The sequence below is a fragment of the Pseudoalteromonas sp. CuT4-3 genome (assembly GCF_035666335.1).
Taxonomy (GTDB): domain Bacteria; phylum Pseudomonadota; class Gammaproteobacteria; order Enterobacterales; family Alteromonadaceae; genus Pseudoalteromonas; species Pseudoalteromonas atlantica.
Window position 1 is genome coordinate 2,158,608 of record NZ_CP142030.1, and the last position, 17,749, is coordinate 2,176,356.

The window sequence follows — 17,749 nt, forward strand, 5'->3', positions numbered from 1 at the left end:
TCTTCCTTTATGCTAATTGCTGAGAAGGCGATGCGCATAACTGCTTATTTTGTAAATCGTGAATAATATCAAGCTCTTTTGTTAGTGTATTTATACTTGGAATATTAAAGTCACGCTCCAATAAGGTAGGAAACACCCCATGCGCTTGGTACGCTTTATCAAGCAAGTCCCATACGGGGCCAATAACATCAGCGCCGTGGGTATCAACAATTAAATCATCGGCTTCATTGTAGTGCCCAGCTACGTGCCCATATGCAATGCGTTTTGAAGGTAACCCTAATATAAACGCTTCGGCGTTGTAACCATGATTAATTGAATTTACATAAATATTATTTACATCAAGCAGTAGTTTACAATCGGCTTGCTCTAAAATCGTGTTTGTAAATTCAAGCTCAGATAACTGCTGGCCAGGCGCCGCATAATAAGAGACATTTTCGATGGCTATTTGGCGCTCTAAAATATCTTGCACTTGTTTGATGCGAGGTACAACGTGTGCAATGGCATCTTCAGTAAAAGGGATTGGCATTAAATCGTACATATGCCCTTTTCCAGAGCAGTAACTTAGGTGCTCACTGAATAGTTTAATGTTGTGCTGATCAAAAAACGTTTTTAGCGATTTAACAAATTCAATATCAAGAGGTTCAGGCGAGCCGATAGAAAGCGATAAACCATGGCAAACAAAATTATTGGCGTCAGTTAAGGTTTTAAATTGTTTTTTAAAGCGCCCTCCGAGCTTAAGCCAGTTTTCAGGCGCTACTTCCATAAAATCAATTTGCTTTGGTGTATGCGCTAGTAGTTCATCAAGCATCTCTCGACGAAGACCTAAGCCCACCATCCCAAATGCTGAGTTTTGTGTTGCTCTCATCATTATCTCCTAAAACAAAAAGGGCCTTTTGGCCCTTTTAGCATAACGTATATCTGAGTAAATCAGGTACTTAAATCAGCCTGTTATTGGCCGCCACATTTGCCTTCGCCGCATTTACCTTCTTTTTTACCTTTTGCGTCGCCGCCACATTTACCTTCGCCGCACTTACCTTCTTTTTTGCCTTTTGCGTCGCCACCACATTTGCCTTCGCCGCATTTACCTTCTATTTTACCTTTTGCGTCGCCGCCACATTTGCCTTCGCCGCACTTACCTTCTTTTTTACCTTTTGCGTCGCCGCCACATTTGCCTTCGCCGCACTTACCTTCTTTTTTACCTTTTGCCTCACCGCCACATTTGCCTTCGCCGCACTTACCTTCTTTTTTACCTTTTGCGTCGCCGCCACATTTGCCTTCACCGCACTTACCTTCTGCCGCATCAAGCTGGTATCCGGTTACTAGCTGTTGAAATTCAAATGGGTTTGCTTGTGCATCTGCAGAGGCAAAACTTGCAGAGCCAACAACTACTGCACCTAAGGTTAACGCGATTGAGTTTTTCTTTACTGTATTCATTGTATGACTCTCTTATATAAGTGTGTATTAAGATAACGCAAACTAATTATTGTCAATTATGCGTTGCTTGTATAATTAAATAGACCCGCTATCAAATAAAAACTTTCATTTATTTTCATTTTTTTTACTTTTAAATTTATACAAACAAATATGGACAGTAATTTAAGTTTTATCAAACCATACTTTGCAGGTACACTACGCACCCGTTTTTTCAATAAAAATACTCTATGAAACTTGTTTTAGCGCCTATGGAAGGTGTTGTTGATTTTAAAATGCGCCAACTTCTTACCAATATTGGTGGCTTTGACCTATGCGTAACAGAATTTGTTAGAGTAATTGATAAATGTTTACCGGCTAAAGTGTTTCATCGCTATTGCCCTGAGCTCGATAATAACGGTTTAACCAAAGCCGGTACTCCTGTGCGCGTACAGTTATTAGGGCAAGTGGCCGACGTATTAGCAGAAAATGCGGTTAGAGCTATCGAATTAGGCTCTCACGGTATAGATCTTAATTTTGGCTGCCCTGCAAAAACGGTAAATAAAAGCCGCGGGGGTGCTGTTCTGCTAAAAGACCCTGATCATATGTATGACATAATCAAAGCGGTAAGGGATGCGGTAGATAGTAAACATCAAGTAAGTGCAAAAATACGATTAGGCTTTGACGATGATAGTAAAAGCCAGGAAATTGTAGATGCCGTTGTGAGTGCTGGAGCAGATAGTATTGCTATACATGCACGTACCAAGCGCGATGGTTATAACCCACCTGCATACTGGGGAAAAATCCCCCCGCTAATAAAAGATAAAAACATCGCCGTGGTTGCCAACGGTGAAATTTGGCAAGTGGAAGATGCCCTACTTTGTCAAACACGAAGCCAGTGTAGCGATTTAATGCTAGGGCGCGGTGCGCTTTCTCACCCTGATTTAGCGAAAAAAATTAAAGCTCATGTTAATAATGAACAATATACAGGCCTAGAGTGGGAACATATAATTTATCATTTGATTCACTCTGCTATTCATCAAGACCCCACACAAGATGAAAAATATTTTGCCTCTCGTACTAAGCAATGGCTGGGTTATCTAAAACGCCAATACCCACAAGCCAATGCACTATTTGATGAAATAAGACGTCTTAAAGTAAAAGGTGATGTAGCACAGGTTTTAAAAAAATACGCTAAGTCTCCGCAACTTGATTCAAATCATAGCGTATAAGCAGCGCAGCTCAGATAATACCGGTATAACGAAACGCTAAATGAAGGTTATACCAATATGCTTTATCAGCAACAACTGCACAGTGAAATAGCACACGTTAAATCAGTAATATTAGCGATGCTGAGCCAATCTGCACACCCTGCCCATCTTAAGCTACGTGACGTTATATTAACTAGCCAGCATAACGAATGGCTTGACACTGCCACCTACCACTTAGGCCCTGAATATCAAACTTTAGTTAATAGGCTGACAGAATTAGAAGCGGCAATAAGCCAAATTGATATTGGTCAATACGGCTATTGCTGCGATTGTGAAGAAGCAATTTCTGAGCGGTTACTTAAAAAAGACCCTGCAACACAGCGCTGTGAAATGTGCGCTAAGCGCACATAAGCGTTTAAAGTGTTAATAGTTGCTCGGCAAAACTAAAAGCGTGGCCTGGGTACAGCACACTATCTTCAACTAAATACTGCGCATCGCGCTGTGAAATAGCTAATCGTTTTACTAAATTCACTTTTGCCTGAGATAAAGTCCATGCATGGTAGTGTATGCCCACATCGGTTTCCATTAGCGCAAGCATTAGCCTTTTATCTTCTGGGCTTAGCTGGCTGTTTTTAGCCATAGCGGGCAACAGCATGTAATCTGTTTGCCAATCAATCCCTTTTACTTTTGGCGCCTTGCTTAAATATTGGCTAATAAACGAAGTACTATGATGCTCGTTATAGCTCAAATTAGGTGCAGTATGCGAGTCAATTTGAAGATGCTGATTGATAGTATCAACCCATTGCAAAGGCGACTTAACTGCCCCACTAAAGTAATTTAGTTTACTTTGATACCATTCACTGCCATTAGCAAGTCCACGTAAGCCAATGCTTCCCCTTGGTTTGTACTGGGCCAAGTAATCATTAAACTCTGCAATCTGGGCTTTTAAATCGTTTGCGCTAGATTGTTTTAATAGTGGCGTTTGTAAGTAACCCTGCAGGAGGTTTAATTCAACCTTGTTTAATCTCAAATTGCTTTGCAGCGCACTGTCTAATTGATCTTGAGTGAACTTAAGCCACTCAATTACCTCGTTAGCCTTAGTACTTTGAATTTGCGCTGATAATAAGTTGTCTAACACATTGACCTGTGAAGGCCAGCTGAAAAAGCGCTCAGGAAAACGCTCAGCAATAATTAAGTAATTTAGCTGCTGTGTTTGCGCGTTTGAAAGTGTCATTGTTTGTAGCCGCTGATACATCTGATGACGAAGCGATAAATACGCTGAGGAAAAAGGCAATACTTGTTCAGTGGATACACTTGCAGTGCCCGCAGGCTTTAGCGCTGTGTTTAAATTTTTAATACTCTGCTGCGCAGCATCATAAGATTCAAAAGGCGGTGGTTGTTTTGAACAAGCAACCAAAAACAGACTAAATAGGACAGACAAAAGATGCGTTTTATTCATTATAAATTCCAATAAAAAAAGCCCCAAAGGGGCTTTTTATATAATTGCTAAAACAAATTAAAGTTAAATTTTAACACCGTTGCGAGCGGCTTTATCTTTAATAAATGTAGACCAACCTTTAGCAAACTTACGTGTGCGTGGGTCGTCCATTGCTTTAGTAATAGCAGCATAAGCTTGCTTGTATTTAGCTTGGTAGTAATACGCTTCAGCTAAATCTGAATAAATGGTGCCTTTTTTGTCAGAGCCAAGCTCTAACGCTTTGTTCAAACGAACAACAGCAGCACTAAAGTTCTCAGATTGTAAAAGTAACGATCCTGCTTTGCGGTAAAGCTCTGCATCGTCGTCAAATTTAGCAGCTTCTTCGTAGTACTTAGCAGCTTTTTCGATGTCTTTAGAACGGTGGTAGTTACTAGCAATTGCGTTAACATTTTGCTTAGTACGCTTAACTTTATCTTCTTTAATCGCATTTTCAAGGGTTTTAGCCGCTTTAAATGGAATTTCGTTTAAAGAATAAAAGTTAGAAAGTACTTTGTAATCTACTTCCGCTTCAAAATAGCCATTTTTGAATGCTACTTCCATGGTCGCTAGACCTTTAGAGTAGTCTTCGGTTTGTAGGTAGTATTTACCTAAACTAACCCAGGCTTTTTTGTCATCTGGCCAAACTCGTACAATCTCTTCACCAATTTTCACCATGTTGGCGTAGTCTTTAAGTTCAAAGTAAGAACCTAATTTTAATTGGTAAGGGGCCTTGTTAGGCTCCTTTTGTAAAGAGATTGCCTTGTCGGCAGGTTTAAAAACATCACGAAACTGACCTAACTGATAGTTAGCTTGCGCAATACGAGTATAAACTTTAGGGTCTTCTTCGCCGGTGAAGTCCATCCAAGCTGTATAAGCTTTTTTGGCTTCTTGGAACTTTTCTGTACCAGCGTATAAATCACCTAATAGCTTTAAAGTTTGCTCGTGATCTGCGAAGTTTAAAATATCAGGGGCAACAGCTTGTCTAGAGTATTTAATCGCTTCATCGTACTTCTCTTTTTGCGCGTACATGCTACCTAAGTAACGATTTACAGTCGCTTTATCGAAGTCGTTAGATGCGTCAATCTCTTTTAACAAGGCAATTGCTTCATCAATTTTGTCTTCATTGTACAAGTCAAACGCTTTAATTACCTTTTTACCAGTACGCTCGCCCATGATTTTAGTCTTGGCTTTTTTACGCTCTTCAATTTTAGCGTAATCCGGCGCTGCTAATACAGGTGCAGTTATAGCTGCACCTGACACAGACATAAGAATTGCAAGAGCAGTTACTTTAGATAAATTTCTCATTACTCGCCTCCTTAGCCTTGGTTAAGTTTAAAGTCTAGTTGAACTTGTAAACCAACTTGTTTCTGTGGTTTACCGTCAATAATTTTAGGACGGTATTTCCACTTGCGTAATGCACGTTTAGCTTCACGGTCAAAGATACGTTTTGGTTCTGCGTCAATAACTTGAACGTCAGTCACGCCACCTAACTCATCAATTGTGAACGAAAGTTGTACCCAACCTTCTTTACCATCACGCGCTGCTTGCGTTGGATATTTTGGTTCAATACGAACGATAGGTGTCGCATCACCATCTCGTCCAAATGCACCTGGACCACTTAGTCCACCAGCCGAACTTCCTACATCAATGCTACCCATGTTAAATGACATAGCACCAGGGTTAGGATTGTTATTCTCCGGCTGTGGCGGCTGCGGTTTAGGCGGCTGCTTTGGCGGTGGCGGAGGCGGAGGCGGAACACGCTTCCTCTCCTGCACCTTAGATTCAGGCGGATTCGTCATTATTTCGACTATGATCTGCTCTTTTTGTTCAGTATTACGGTCAGCCCCACCAGAGATGAGGTAAGCCATGAAGTAGAACAAGCCGAAAGTAACTGCCCCACCTGCAATCAGTGAAAACAGAAAACGAATCATTACTGATCTCCAGCTATTGAAATTCTCAGGTTGTCACCTGTCGCTTTGATCTGGTCCATAACTTTAACCACTACGCCGTGCTTTGCTTCTTTATCAGCTTGCAAAATCACAACATCAGTAGGTTGTTCTGCTAATAAACTTTCGATTTTTGCTGAAACACGTTCAACATCAACTTGCTGTTTATCAATCCAGATAGCACCATCACTGCGAATAGCAACAAAAATGTTAGCATTTTTTTGCTTCGTAGCTTGGGCCGCTTTAGGTTTATTGACCTCGATACCAGCCTCTTTAACGAACGATGTAGTTACGATAAAGAAAATAAGCATGATAAATACGATGTCAAGCATTGGCGTCATATCTACCGCTGCTTCTTCTTCTTCACGAAAACGTTGTTTACGTGCCATATTTAATTCTCTCTCTAGTGATGAGGCATGCTATCTACAAGTTTGGCTTTCACCATTCTCGCTCTTGCCTCAAGGCGTGAGCTAAAGAAAACTCCAGATAGTGCCGCAACCATTCCAGCCATTGTTGGGATTGTTGCCATTGAAATACCTGATGCCATTAAACGTGCATTACCAGTACCCTGGGTTGCCATGGTTTCGAAAACCGCGATCATACCCGTTACAGTTCCAAGTAAGCCTATTAAAGGACAAACAGCTACTAATGTTTTAATCAACAACATACGCTGATCTAATTTTTCAGACGCTTCAGAAATCCATGCTTCACGGATTCTGTGTGCGTACCAAGACGTAGTGTCTTGGCGGGCATCCCACTTTGCTACAATATCCTTCGTTAAACGAGGAAATTCAGCAAGTAGGAACCAATAGCGCTCAATCATTAAAACCCACATAAGAAAGAGTGCTATCGCGACCACGTATAATACCTGGCCGCCTGTGCCAACAAAATCCCTGATAGATTCCCATATCTCCATCAGGACTAGCATTAGGCTTTCTCCTTCTCCGCGTGAGTAGCAACGATACCCGCGCTTTGCTCATCAAGGATATGTAATACTGACTTACTACGACCTGCAACAATTGAATGAAGTAGGATAAGTGGTAGTGCAGCAATTAGACCTAGCGCTGTAGTTACAAGAGCTAGAGAGATGTTACCAGCCATGATCTTCGGATCGCCCGTACCGAACAATGTGATTGTTTGGAACGTTAAGATCATACCGATTACTGTACCTAGTAGACCAAGTAACGGTGCGATTGCAGCAAGAATCTTGATGATGTTAATACCAGCTTCAACACGTGGCGTTTCACGTAAGATAGCTTCATCAAGTTTAAGCTCAAGGTTTTCAACGTCTTGGCTCTTGTTGTCATGGTACACTTTAAGAATACGACCCAGTGGGTTGTTTGTATTCGGTGTAGACAAGTTTTTAAGCTGAGACTTGATCTTAGAAGTAGTAAGAGCTAAGTCAACGAAACGTACTAAGAAGATTAGTAGACCAACAGCTAATAAAACTGTGATGATGTAACCAACTTCAGCACCTTGCTCGTAGTATTCCATAAGCGTTTTCTTCTGCGTGTTGATACGTAAGATTGCACCACGAGTCGGGTCAATGTATACGCCAGCGTAATTGTCAGAAGAAGTACCTTCAAGAGCTGAGATACCATCTAAAATGTAGCTATCAGGTTGTTTACCTAAAGGCTGAATAGATTTTGTCTCTGGCGAGTAGATTAAGTAACCTTCGTCAGTAACTAAGTTAAAGTTACCAATACGTGTTACTTGCTTAACTGTAGAGTTGCCGTCAAGACCTGACACTTCAGTTTCAAAAGTAGAAACTTTTGCTGACTCAGTCATTTCTGTTTGAAGTGCAATCCAAAGTTCTTCAAGTTCACGAACTGTTGGAAGCTCTTTAGCAGCTGCTAATGAACGAAGTACTTCTGCACGGCCTGGCTTTTCAGCACTTACTAGTGAAGCTTCGATAGAACCGATAGCGTCTTGCGCTGCACGACGTACAACACCAAACATTTCACCAAGAGTACCTTGTGCGTTTTGAAGCGCTTGCTCTTTTTCAGCTAATGTATTTTCGTTTTGTGCATATTGCTTAGCTAAGCTGTCACCGCGTGCTTTTTCAGACGCTAATTGGCTTTTTGCTTTGTTAAGTAATGCTTGCTTGTCAGCACGTTCTGATAAGAACTCTTGCTCACGTTGCTTATTGATTTTACCTTCAGAGATACGTTCTTGCTTTACTTGCTCAAGAATTTTATCTAAAGCATCAGTATTTGCATGTGCATTAAGCGCGGTACCTGCAGAAACAGATAGTACTGCTGCAACAGCAAAACCTTTAAATAGTTTCTTCATTATTCGATTACTCCGCGCCAAAGATTGGTAGTTTAACAAGTTCTAGTGTCGCTTGCTTACGCGCCATACGAATCACTTCTTTAACTGGTTTTAGGTATTCTTCACCTAATTCTTTCCACTCTTTAGTGTTGTTGTCCCACACCCAAGCGTGTTTTAAGTCAAAAGATTGTGCTACGTAAGTGATACGACCTAAACGACCGATATCAACGTTAATGTTTTTACCATCAACTTCTAAAGTACCTTGAGAAGCAGTTACAGCCGAGCTGTAAGCAGTTTCAACTGTGTACGCTTCAAGAACTTGGCGGAATTTCTCAGACGTCGTTACAGACGCAGAAGCCATGATTTCACGAAGTCTTTCTACACGAGCTAGACGAGAATCAAGATTGAACGGAACGTCCGCTTTGATGAATTGCTCAAGCGTATCGATCATGCGATACATCAAAGGCACAACGTTTTGTTTAGTGTTGTCGATAGTAGCGATTTGACGGTCAAACGATTCGATTGACGCATTTTGGTCAGCGACCAAACGTGCTACGTGATCGTTGTACACTTTCATAAGTTCAGTCTCATCAACAATACTACGGTACTCAGCGATTAGCTCTTGAGTTTGACCGTATACGTTGTCAATTTTAGTTTGAGACTTAACAGCAGCCTTTTGAATTTGCTGACCTGCTTTTTGCACGTCATTCAAAGGATCTGCAATCACATTGCTGCTTGCAAATGCAAAAGCGCCAACCAACGCAGATGCTACAAGACTCTTTCTGATTTTAACAGACATAGTTCCCAACCAATTAAGTAATGTTACTTTTATAATTTAATTATCAACCTTATTAAGGATGACAACCCTGATATCTTTTAATAGATATCAACCCTCCAATAATGCTAAATGCAGTACGCCCTGTCAACTTGATGTTAGCTATTCTAAGTAAATAAATACCTTGAAAAAGCTAAAACTAAAGTATTACAAAAAATACTGTTAACATAAATGCAACCAGCATTAAGCCGTTTTAGCATTATATAGCCCCTTTAAAATTAAACACTAGTTAAAAATTAGACACTTACATGAAACAAAAATGCAACATCTAAACAAAACTGAATTGCACCTTAAAAAAAAACAAAAATAATAAAAATGTGACAATTTGATGAACTAGATTTGGTTAATTTAGGCTAATAACACATCTTAACTTGCAAATCCTGCGCTTCATCGTATAAAAATACAACAATCCGAAAGTGGTTTTGAGATGATGTATAAATATTACTGCATTTAAGTTAATGGCTTTAACTTTGCTAAACCCAAGTTAAGCCTTATTAAAGTTAGTAAAAGACTCAGTTAATTACACGGTTTTTTGATACACACTATGCGTGTGGTAAATGTATTGTTTAAGCTTGGTGAAAGTATGCAGATTATGAGCTGTTAATGTATTAAAGCGGCGTTGCTATTAAATAGGGCTAATTAACTATTTAAATGGGAAATATGTTAAACGTGTTTGAAGCTATAGCAAGAAGTTAAATTTAAACGTTTGACTGTATTAAGGAGTGTAGAAACAATATTAAGGAGTGTAGAGACAATATTAGGGAATGTATAAACAATGGGGAAGATTTTGAGGAATTATGGTGAAACAGAAAACTGCTTCACCAAGATGAACTAAGGTTCACATAATTAAAATTATGCTACTTCTACGTTCTCAGCTTCAGGGCCTTTTTGACCTTGTTTGATGCTGAAAGTCACTGCTTGACCTTCGCTAAGAGTGCGAAAACCAGAACCAGTGATTGCGCTGAAATGTACAAACACGTCAGGACCATTTTCTTGTTCAATGAAACCAAAGCCTTTAGCTTCGTTGAAAAATTTTACTTTACCAGTAACCGACATACTAAATTTTCCTGTAAGTCAATAATTAAAATTCAGCCATATTATTATGGCTATATCCTCCCTGAGTCAGTGCCCAAAATTCTGGAGGTATAGTACAGGAACAAGTTTTAACCTAACCGGTAACCTTAAACGCAGCACAATATCCGTAAATTCAATACGCAAAAACTCAAAGCAAGTTAAGGTTAACACATTAATTTTTTTTTGGCTCTATTAATTAAGATTTATTTACTCAGAACAAAAATAAATAAAGCATTATGTGTAAGTGGTTATTTTTAAAGCTAAAATTGAACAAAAAACGGCAGCTTTGTTGCTCCTAATTGTAACAAATCATGTATAACAGCTTAGCTTTACAAATAAAGCCCCTCGTAAAGAGCGTTAAAAACTCGCGTAAAGATTGAATTTCAAGCAAATAAAAAGCCGTACAGCAAGCTATACGGCTTTAATACAATGCTAATTTAATGCACTTTACTTAACCTGCCAGTCAATCGTAGCTTCTGCTTTAATAGGCACAACTTGTGAGTCACCAAGTGTGTAACTTGCGGGAACTTGCCAAGGGCTTTTCTCTAGGGTAATTGTATCGGTGTTACGGGCAAGTCCGTAAAAGTCAGGCCCAAAATGGCTTGCAAAGCCCTCTAGTTTGTCCAGCTCGCCCGCCTCTTCAAAGGCTTCGGCGTAGAGTTCAATCGCGGCATGTGCTGTATAGGCGCCGGCACAACCACATACTGCTTCCTTTTTATCTTTATAATGTGGTGCTGAGTCAGTCCCTAAAAAGAACTTTTTATTTCCACTTATAGCTGCCGCCATTAATGCTTGTTGGTGAATATTGCGCTTTAAAATAGGTAAACAGTAATAATGCGGACGTATGCCACCAGCTAACATGTGGTTACGGTTGTACAATAAGTGATGCGCGGTAATCGTTGCCGCCACATTTTGCGGCGCGGCTGTTACAAAATCAACGGCGTCTTTTGTGGTAATGTGTTCTAGCACTATTTTCAGCTTTGGAAAATCAGCTACCACTTCGCCTAAAATCGTCTCTAAAAATACTTTTTCACGGTCAAAAATATCTATTGATGAATCAGTCACCTCACCATGCACTAATAACAGCATGCCCACGTCTTGCATCGCTTCTAATACAGGGTAAATATTCTTTACTGATGTAACCCCAGAGTCTGAGTTAGTGGTTGCCCCAGCTGGGTACAACTTGGCAGCAACAATTTTGCCCGTTGCTTTGGCTTTTTTAATTTCTTCAGGTGTGGTTTTATCTGTTAGGTAAAGCACCATTAAGGGTTCAAAGTTGCCCTGCGGCCCCGCTGCCATAATTCGCTCTCGATAAGCTAGCGCTAAATCAGTGCTCGTTGCTGGCGGTACAAGGTTTGGCATTATGATGGCGCGGCCCATGTAGCGGCTAATATCGCGTACTGTATCTTTAAGTTGCTCACCATCACGTAAATGGACATGCCAATCATCAGGACGAGTTATGGTTAATGTGTTTTTTGAATCGGTATTAATGCTCATTACTTTTTTCCACGGCTGAATTTATCCGATCATAGGCATATGGAAAGACCTAGTAAAGTGTTATCTAAACTATTCCCCTTTACGGGTGCTGCAAAATACTATTGGGTTTAAGTTTAACGACGATTACACTCGTTTAAGCGTTTTATTTTGAACATGCTTTAAATTTGGGTTAACTTATCAGTGCTAATACAAATAAAAAGAATAAAATTACCCTATGTCAAATCATATCGATACCTATAAAGCGCTCGAAGTTAAAACTGAACAGCTGAGCATAATAAATCAGTTTTCCTCAAGCTTATTACAGCTCGATACCCTAGAAGAGTTATTTGAGTACGTAACCACTCAAGTAGTAAACCGCCTAGGGTTTGTTGATTGTGTTATTTACCTGGCTGATGAAACACGTTTACAGCTAAATCAAGTCGCTTCTATGGGCATAGCCCACGCCAGAGACGAATACCAAGCAGAGCGTAAAATTATTGGCTTTAACGAAGGTATAACCGGTTATGTTGCCCGCACAGGCACAGCTATTATTATTGGCGATGTAACGCAAGACCCTCGCTACATTGCTGATGAGCGCCCTGCTCAATCAGAGTTATGTGTGCCACTTATATACAAGGATCATGTTTTAGGGGTTATTGATTGTGAACATCCAATAAAAAACTACTTCACAAACGCCCATTTAGAAATATTAACCACGGTTGCGCATTTATTAAGTGCTAAGCTAAACCAAGTAAACACGGTCAATAGCTTAACGCACACAGTAAAACAGTTAAATGATGCGCAAAAGCTTGAAAACAGCTTACTGCAAATCGCTAATTTAACGTATAAAGCCAGTAATCTAGATACCTTTTTTGAAGCTCTTCACAGCATAATAAATAGCTTACTTCCTGCAGATAACTTTTTTATTGCCCTTTACGATAAGCAAGTAGACATACTCGATTTGGTTTACATCGTTGAAGAAGGCATTCAAACACACGCCCACAAAAAAATATCAAAAGAGCAATTAAAAGACACAGCTTCGTATTACTTACTAAAATCAGACCGTGTACTGCTATTAAATCAAAACGATTATCAGCAACATATAAATAACGGCGACTTTAAACTTGTTGGCCGTCTTTCTGAATCCTGGCTAGGTGTGCCTTTTAAAGCAAATGATAGAATAAGCGGTGTAATTGTTGTTCAAAGTTACGATAAAAAGCTGCATTACAACGAACACGACAGCGCCCTTTTAACCTACGTAAGTAGGCAAATTAGTATGGCCATAGATAGGCAGCTTGCAAGGCAAGAGCTTGAACACAAAGCATTGCATGATGAGCTAACAGGCCTCGCTAATCGCTCGTTACTTATTGAGCGTATTAAACATGCAATTTTGCGTTTATCGCGTGTTAAAAAAGGCACGAGCCATGCCTTGCTTTATTTAGATTTTGATCGATTTAAAAGTATCAATGATTCGCTTGGGCATGAGGTTGGCGATCACTTTTTAATTAAAATTTGTGAGCTCATAAAAGGCACCGTCAGAAACACCGACACGTTTGCACGCCTTGGTGGCGACGAATTTGCTATTTTTATGGAAAACATCACACACCGAAACCAAGTTAGCGAAGCGCTAAAACGAATAAACACAGCCCTTGCTAAGCCACTTAATGTGGATAGTCATTTATTGCAAGCATCAACCAGCATTGGCATCGCCTTTAGTGAAAGCAGCGACGATAAAGCCTATTTGCTATTACAGCAAGCCGATGCCGCCATGTACGAAGCTAAATCAAGCGGGCGTGGCCAAGTTAAGTTTTTTAATAACACCATGCGTAAAAAGCTCAAAACACATGCCGATATAGAAAACGACCTACAACACGGCATTGAACACAACGAATTTGAGCTTTATTTTCAACCTATTTTTACTATAGCGACAAGCGAAGTTGTCGGCTTTGAAGCATTAGTGAGGTGGCACCATCCTAAAAAAGGGTTTGTGCCACCAAATGAGTTTATTCCGATAGCCGAAACCACTGGGCAAATTATTAACCTCGATTTGCACTTGCTTGACCTCGCAGCCCAACATATTGCGCACTGGCACACATTAGGGCATCGCTTTTTAAAAGTAACGGTCAATGTGTCATCGCGTCATTTTGCCAGCCTCGACTTTGTTGCCCAAGTTCACGCATTGTATAATAAATACCAACTGCCTTTAGGGTCGTTGTGTTTAGAAATCACTGAATCAGGGCTTATTGCTAACCTTGATTTAGCAACCCAAATAATAGAAGGGCTTGCCCCACTTAAAGTGAAGTTATGCTTGGATGACTTTGGTACTGGATACTCAGCACTTGGTTACTTACACCAATTACCTATTCATATTTTAAAAATAGATAAAAGCTTTATCGATCACCTCAACAAAACCAATAACCCATTAGTAGAGGCCATTCTCTCATTAGCGCAATCACTAAACTTTGAAGTTGTGGCTGAGGGAATCGAAACCCAAGAGCAACTAAATATTTTACAAGCCACTCAATGTAATTACGGGCAAGGCTTTTTAAAGTCAAAACCAGTTACAGCACAACACGCCATTAAACTTATCCACAAACCCCTGTAGTAGCTGTTATCCAAAGGCTTACTTTTTCACAACCAAAAGATATAAAAAGTAAGCCCCGTAATACCCATTCGTTTATTTAAGCGCTCAGTTTTGAAGTAATAAAAACATGTTGTTGCTGTTTAAGCTTTAGCCCATTAAAAACAGACCTGTTATTGCGCGTTGTGATAATTACTTATCCCTCTTAAAAACCAGTGCCATTTATTAAGCCGCCCTGCCCATAACGCGCTTTTAACAGCCGCTGCATAACCCAACAAAACAACTTGAGCTAAACTCATGCCAAACTCATCAAACCAGTAGCAACCAAAGTACTCACATTAGTTAATTTAACTTTAAGGGGTTATTTTAGTAATTAATAGATTATTTTAGCCATCTAGACGTTGAAACGTTTTTTGTAAAGGCGTAGTATGTAGTCAATCTGAGCCAAACTCACTTTTCCCTTGAGAATTATTAAAGATGATTGATATAAAACACCTGAAAACTATTGCGACATTAAAAGACACTGGATCGTTAGTTAATACAGCCCGCGAATTATTTTTAACGCAATCAGCTTTATCTCATCAAATTAAAGACTTAGAAAACAAATTAGATTGCCAATTATTTGAAAGAAAAACGCAACCTGTGCGCTTTACGCCACAAGGAATGCTATTACTCGAACTTGCCAACGAAGTTTTACCTAAAGTAGAAGCCACTAAGTGCCGTTTAAAAGAAAGCCTTAACCAACCTATTTCCCAACTGCGCTTAAGTGTTGAATGCCATGCATGTTTTCATTGGCTGCTGCCTACTATTAAAGAATTTAATAATTTTTGGCCAGACATTAAAATTGACTACGAACGCGGCTTTAGCTACGACGCTATACCTGATTTACTCAACGATGAGCTCGACTTAGTATTGACCTCAGATATACGCGATCCTGATAAACTTGAATACGCTCACTTATTTGATTTTAAATTAAAGCTTATCGTCGCCCCTGATCACGACCTAGCTAAAAAAGCATATGTAACGGCGCTTGATTTAAAAAACGAAACCATTATTTCGTATCCTATTCCGCGCGAGCGACAAGATATATTTAAACACTTTATTCAAAATGCCCGCTTTGACGGCACCTTAAAAAATGTAGACCAAGGCTTATTAATTTTTCAGCTAGTGAGTGCAGGAATGGGTGTAGCAGCGCTGCCTGATTGGTTGGTAACACCTTACGAAAGCCAAGGTTTAATTAAATCTATCCCGCTTGGTGCACTAGGGCTAACCCGCCCTATGTACCTAGCAATGAAAAAAGACATGAAAGACAACCCCGTTTATCGCCATTTTTTAAATACCTGTAAGCAAAATAACGGTCGATAAATCACAAACGAATAAGTAACATAAGGCCTATTGTGTTTTATGTTGCTTGTTATGTTTGAATTAAAAAAATTATTAGGTGGCTTAATTATGCCGCTACCACTATTTGGTTTACTTGCGTTTGTAATGCTAGTTTTGGCGTTTCGTGCACGTAAGTCTGCTTTAGTGATCGCAAGCTTAAGTCTATTGGCGCTTTTAGTATTAAGTACGCCGTTTGCTGCGCATCAACTGATTAAAAACAATGAGCCCGCGTCATTGGCTTTTAATGCACTAAAACACCCAACCCTTGATAAAATTGTTGTACTGGGTTGCGACATAAACCCTAACCCCGCTTTAAGCGCTAATAATCAGCTAGGAAATTGTGCGCTTACTCGCTTGGTGGAAGGGGTTAAGCTTGCAAAAAAATACCCTAATGCAACGCTTATCGTATCTGGCGGTGGCTATAATAAAGTAACAAATAGCGCGTTAATGAACCAAACAGCAATAAATTTAGGGGTGAATAACAACCGTATAAAACAAAACCCACAGGCGATGGATACAGCCGCAGAAGCCAAACTACTCGCGCCTAAGCTCGTTGATTTTAAGGTTGCACTGGTTACGTCTGTGCTACATATGCCGCGCTCAATAAACCTGTTTAATGCCCAAGGCATTGAGGTAATTCCTGCCGCTACGGATTATCACAATTTTGCGGCTTTACCTTTGTATAAACAATTTATACCAAATGCTGAGGCATTACGTGTAGTAACGCAATATGCCCATGAAGTGATTGGGAATGCGTGGATAAGTATGCGCCGCTGGATAAACCCAGAGGCGCTGTAGAGTATATATAAATTTATACTGGGTTATCTATATCTATAAAGCTCACATCAAAACCATGTTCTTTGGCAAGTAGCTCACCAAGGGCTTTAATTCCGTAACGCTCGGTTGCATGATGCCCTGCTGCAAAAAAGTCTATATTTTGCTCTCGCGAGCTGTGAATAGTTTGCTCTGAGGCTTCACCCGTTAGGTATGCATCAATCCCCTGCTCTGCTGCTAAATCGATATAACCTTGCCCGCCTCCTGTACACAGGGCAATGGTGTTAATTTTTTCATCGCGTACAACACTACTTAAAGGTTCGCGGTTTAAAACTTTGGCTATTTTATTTGCAAACTCGCTACCTGTAAGCGGAGTTTTTAACCGTCCTTTCATAGCAACGCTATTAGTAACGGGTTCAAGCCCTGTCTCTATTTCAATATCGAGCAAATTAGCAAGCTTGGCGTTGTTACCTATAACAGGGTGAATATCAAGCGGTAAATGATAGGCAAATAAATTAATATCGTGCGCTAACAAAGTCCCAATACGGCGTTTTTTCATGCCTGTAATAGGTTGCGATTCACCTTTCCAAAAATAACCGTGGTGAACCAAAACAGCATCGGCTTTTTTTTCTATTGCTGCATCAATGAGTGCTTGGCTTGCAGTCACCCCCGTAACAATCGTTCTGATTTCATTTTTACCTTCGACTTGCAGCCCATTTGGACAAAAATCTTTAATTGTGTGAGGCTTTAAAATGTCGTTTAACAGTTGGTTAAATTCTCTACGTTGCATACTTATTACCTTACTCGGCACTGAATTTTGTGCAAATTTTGGCGTTTATGGGGCTAAAATGGAAGGAAAATCGCAAAAAATTGAAAAACAGTTAGAAAATAGGTATAAATACGGCTTCTTTATCTGTGTTCACAACGTATAGGGTCTCTGATGAGCAAACTAGACAAAACAGAAGTTTTATCTGCCTTTGAAGCTGCATATGAAGCTGCCAATGGTAAAAAACCTGAAATTACTACAAAACCTGGCTGGTACAGCATCGATGGTGGCAAAAACTTACGCCTAGCTGATGTAGCAGAGCTAACGAAAGAATTAAGCTCTGGCAAATCGCCTGCACAAGCTGAGCAAAAAGCGCCTGCGAAAAAAACTAAAACTAAAGCTGCTGCGCCTGTTAAAGCACAAAAAACAGCGCCGTTTACTGTTGTAACACAAAGCGAAGACGGCTACACAGCTGAAGAGCTTTGGATTGTTGAGCTTGCAAGTAAAGATCACGACTGTCGCTTACCGCGCGGTGTTGTTTAAAC

General features: G+C 40.0%; 18 protein-coding genes. 6 read left to right on the plus strand and 12 right to left on the minus strand.

The features are described from left to right. Positions 1 to 7: 7 nt before the first annotated feature. Both VOI46_RS09845 and VOI46_RS09850 read right to left on the minus strand, forming a co-directional pair. Positions 8 to 835: a DUF692 domain-containing protein gene (locus VOI46_RS09845; protein ID WP_086004333.1), complete on the minus strand. Its 828-nt coding sequence runs from the start codon at positions 833 to 835 to the stop codon at positions 8 to 10. Between the two features lie 113 nt (positions 836 to 948). Next, on the minus strand, positions 949 to 1,434 hold the full coding sequence (locus VOI46_RS09850; RefSeq protein ID WP_324737990.1) for a hypothetical protein: 486 nt from the start codon (positions 1,432 to 1,434) through the stop codon (positions 949 to 951). 227 nt (positions 1,435 to 1,661) lie between these two features. Between VOI46_RS09850 and VOI46_RS09855 the strand changes: the two genes are divergently transcribed. Together VOI46_RS09855 and VOI46_RS09860 are read left to right on the plus strand one after the other, a co-directional pair. After that, positions 1,662 to 2,642 carry a tRNA-dihydrouridine synthase gene (locus VOI46_RS09855; protein WP_282337870.1) on the plus strand — a complete coding sequence of 327 codons (981 nt, stop codon included), beginning with the start codon at positions 1,662 to 1,664 and terminating at the stop codon, positions 2,640 to 2,642. Between the two features lie 57 nt (positions 2,643 to 2,699). Then, positions 2,700 to 3,032, plus strand: a complete 333-nt coding sequence (locus tag VOI46_RS09860) for a hypothetical protein (protein ID WP_004588130.1) — start codon at positions 2,700 to 2,702, stop codon at positions 3,030 to 3,032. A 4-nt stretch (positions 3,033 to 3,036) separates the two neighbouring features. On the opposite strand, the gene VOI46_RS09865 is transcribed toward VOI46_RS09860, so the two are convergent. From VOI46_RS09865 to pyrC, 9 genes are all read right to left on the minus strand, one after another. Next, complete coding sequence (locus VOI46_RS09865) at positions 3,037 to 4,080, minus strand: hypothetical protein (protein WP_004588131.1); 1,044 nt, start codon at positions 4,078 to 4,080, stop codon at positions 3,037 to 3,039. Positions 4,081 to 4,143: 63 nt separating this feature from the next. Continuing rightward, entirely contained in the window at positions 4,144 to 5,403 is a 1,260-nt protein-coding gene (locus VOI46_RS09870) for a hypothetical protein (RefSeq protein ID WP_004588132.1), read from the minus strand. An 11-nt stretch (positions 5,404 to 5,414) separates the two neighbouring features. Continuing rightward, complete coding sequence (locus VOI46_RS09875) at positions 5,415 to 6,029, minus strand: energy transducer TonB (protein ID WP_004588133.1); 615 nt, start codon at positions 6,027 to 6,029, stop codon at positions 5,415 to 5,417. Continuing rightward, entirely contained in the window at positions 6,029 to 6,433 is a 405-nt protein-coding gene (locus tag VOI46_RS09880; RefSeq protein WP_004588134.1) for a biopolymer transporter ExbD, read from the minus strand. The genes VOI46_RS09875 and VOI46_RS09880 overlap by 1 nt, the downstream gene beginning before the upstream one ends. A 14-nt stretch (positions 6,434 to 6,447) precedes the next feature. Then, a complete protein-coding gene (locus VOI46_RS09885) occupies positions 6,448 to 6,972 on the minus strand; it encodes a MotA/TolQ/ExbB proton channel family protein (RefSeq protein ID WP_004588135.1) in 525 nt (174 codons plus the stop codon). After that, positions 6,972 to 8,336, minus strand: coding sequence for a MotA/TolQ/ExbB proton channel family protein (locus VOI46_RS09890; protein WP_004588136.1), 1,365 nt, complete (start codon positions 8,334 to 8,336; stop codon positions 6,972 to 6,974). The genes VOI46_RS09885 and VOI46_RS09890 overlap by 1 nt, the downstream gene beginning before the upstream one ends. Positions 8,337 to 8,343: 7 nt before the next feature. Then, positions 8,344 to 9,114, minus strand: coding sequence for a DUF3450 domain-containing protein (locus tag VOI46_RS09895; protein ID WP_004588137.1), 771 nt, complete (start codon positions 9,112 to 9,114; stop codon positions 8,344 to 8,346). Between the two features lie 888 nt (positions 9,115 to 10,002). Next, a complete protein-coding gene (locus VOI46_RS09900) occupies positions 10,003 to 10,206 on the minus strand; it encodes a cold-shock protein (RefSeq protein ID WP_004588138.1) in 204 nt (67 codons plus the stop codon). A 465-nt stretch (positions 10,207 to 10,671) separates the two neighbouring features. After that, positions 10,672 to 11,721, minus strand: coding sequence for a dihydroorotase (gene pyrC / locus VOI46_RS09905; RefSeq protein ID WP_004588139.1), 1,050 nt, complete (start codon positions 11,719 to 11,721; stop codon positions 10,672 to 10,674). A 214-nt stretch (positions 11,722 to 11,935) separates the two neighbouring features. Between pyrC and VOI46_RS09910 the strand changes: the two genes are divergently transcribed. The 3 genes from VOI46_RS09910 (at position 11,936) to VOI46_RS09920 (ending at position 16,462) form a co-directional block, all read left to right on the plus strand. Then, the gene (locus tag VOI46_RS09910; protein ID WP_282337869.1) at positions 11,936 to 14,305 is read left to right on the plus strand and encodes a GGDEF domain-containing protein; all 2,370 of its coding nucleotides are present in this window, start codon (positions 11,936 to 11,938) and stop codon (positions 14,303 to 14,305) included. 453 nt (positions 14,306 to 14,758) lie between these two features. After that, a complete protein-coding gene (locus tag VOI46_RS09915; RefSeq protein ID WP_004588141.1) occupies positions 14,759 to 15,646 on the plus strand; it encodes a LysR substrate-binding domain-containing protein in 888 nt (295 codons plus the stop codon). 51 nt (positions 15,647 to 15,697) lie between these two features. Then, positions 15,698 to 16,462, plus strand: coding sequence for a YdcF family protein (locus VOI46_RS09920; protein ID WP_171046490.1), 765 nt, complete (start codon positions 15,698 to 15,700; stop codon positions 16,460 to 16,462). Between the two features lie 13 nt (positions 16,463 to 16,475). Here VOI46_RS09920 and VOI46_RS09925 read toward each other — a convergent pair whose 3' ends face one another. Then, positions 16,476 to 17,228, minus strand: coding sequence for a Nif3-like dinuclear metal center hexameric protein (locus VOI46_RS09925; RefSeq protein ID WP_004588143.1), 753 nt, complete (start codon positions 17,226 to 17,228; stop codon positions 16,476 to 16,478). 150 nt (positions 17,229 to 17,378) lie between these two features. On the opposite strand from VOI46_RS09925, the gene VOI46_RS09930 reads away from it, so the two are divergent. Further along, the gene (locus tag VOI46_RS09930) at positions 17,379 to 17,747 is read left to right on the plus strand and encodes a hypothetical protein (protein WP_004588144.1); all 369 of its coding nucleotides are present in this window, start codon (positions 17,379 to 17,381) and stop codon (positions 17,745 to 17,747) included. The last annotated feature ends 2 nt before the right edge of the window (positions 17,748 to 17,749 follow it).

What these genes read in the sequence shown, in the direction of transcription:
- VOI46_RS09915 (WP_004588141.1), top strand. Translation starts at nt 14,759, where the DNA reads ATGATTGATATAAAACACCTGAAAACTATTGCGACATTAAAAGACACT.
- VOI46_RS09860 (WP_004588130.1), top strand. Translation starts at nt 2,700, where the DNA reads ATGCTTTATCAGCAACAACTGCACAGTGAAATAGCACACGTTAAATCA.
- VOI46_RS09920 (WP_171046490.1), top strand. Translation starts at nt 15,698, where the DNA reads ATGTTTGAATTAAAAAAATTATTAGGTGGCTTAATTATGCCGCTACCA.
- VOI46_RS09855 (WP_282337870.1), top strand. Translation starts at nt 1,662, where the DNA reads ATGAAACTTGTTTTAGCGCCTATGGAAGGTGTTGTTGATTTTAAAATG.
- VOI46_RS09910 (WP_282337869.1), top strand. Translation starts at nt 11,936, where the DNA reads ATGTCAAATCATATCGATACCTATAAAGCGCTCGAAGTTAAAACTGAA.
- VOI46_RS09845 (WP_086004333.1), bottom strand. Translation starts at nt 835, where the DNA reads ATGGTGGGCTTAGGTCTTCGTCGAGAGATGCTTGATGAACTACTAGCG.
- VOI46_RS09875 (WP_004588133.1), bottom strand. Translation starts at nt 6,029, where the DNA reads ATGATTCGTTTTCTGTTTTCACTGATTGCAGGTGGGGCAGTTACTTTC.
- VOI46_RS09895 (WP_004588137.1), bottom strand. Translation starts at nt 9,114, where the DNA reads ATGTCTGTTAAAATCAGAAAGAGTCTTGTAGCATCTGCGTTGGTTGGC.
- VOI46_RS09900 (WP_004588138.1), bottom strand. Translation starts at nt 10,206, where the DNA reads ATGTCGGTTACTGGTAAAGTAAAATTTTTCAACGAAGCTAAAGGCTTT.
- VOI46_RS09925 (WP_004588143.1), bottom strand. Translation starts at nt 17,228, where the DNA reads ATGCAACGTAGAGAATTTAACCAACTGTTAAACGACATTTTAAAGCCT.
- VOI46_RS09930 (WP_004588144.1), top strand. Translation starts at nt 17,379, where the DNA reads ATGAGCAAACTAGACAAAACAGAAGTTTTATCTGCCTTTGAAGCTGCA.
- VOI46_RS09850 (WP_324737990.1), bottom strand. Translation starts at nt 1,434, where the DNA reads ATGAATACAGTAAAGAAAAACTCAATCGCGTTAACCTTAGGTGCAGTA.
- VOI46_RS09870 (WP_004588132.1), bottom strand. Translation starts at nt 5,403, where the DNA reads ATGAGAAATTTATCTAAAGTAACTGCTCTTGCAATTCTTATGTCTGTG.
- pyrC (WP_004588139.1), bottom strand. Translation starts at nt 11,721, where the DNA reads ATGAGCATTAATACCGATTCAAAAAACACATTAACCATAACTCGTCCT.
- VOI46_RS09880 (WP_004588134.1), bottom strand. Translation starts at nt 6,433, where the DNA reads ATGGCACGTAAACAACGTTTTCGTGAAGAAGAAGAAGCAGCGGTAGAT.
- VOI46_RS09885 (WP_004588135.1), bottom strand. Translation starts at nt 6,972, where the DNA reads ATGCTAGTCCTGATGGAGATATGGGAATCTATCAGGGATTTTGTTGGC.
- VOI46_RS09865 (WP_004588131.1), bottom strand. Translation starts at nt 4,080, where the DNA reads ATGAATAAAACGCATCTTTTGTCTGTCCTATTTAGTCTGTTTTTGGTT.
- VOI46_RS09890 (WP_004588136.1), bottom strand. Translation starts at nt 8,336, where the DNA reads ATGAAGAAACTATTTAAAGGTTTTGCTGTTGCAGCAGTACTATCTGTT.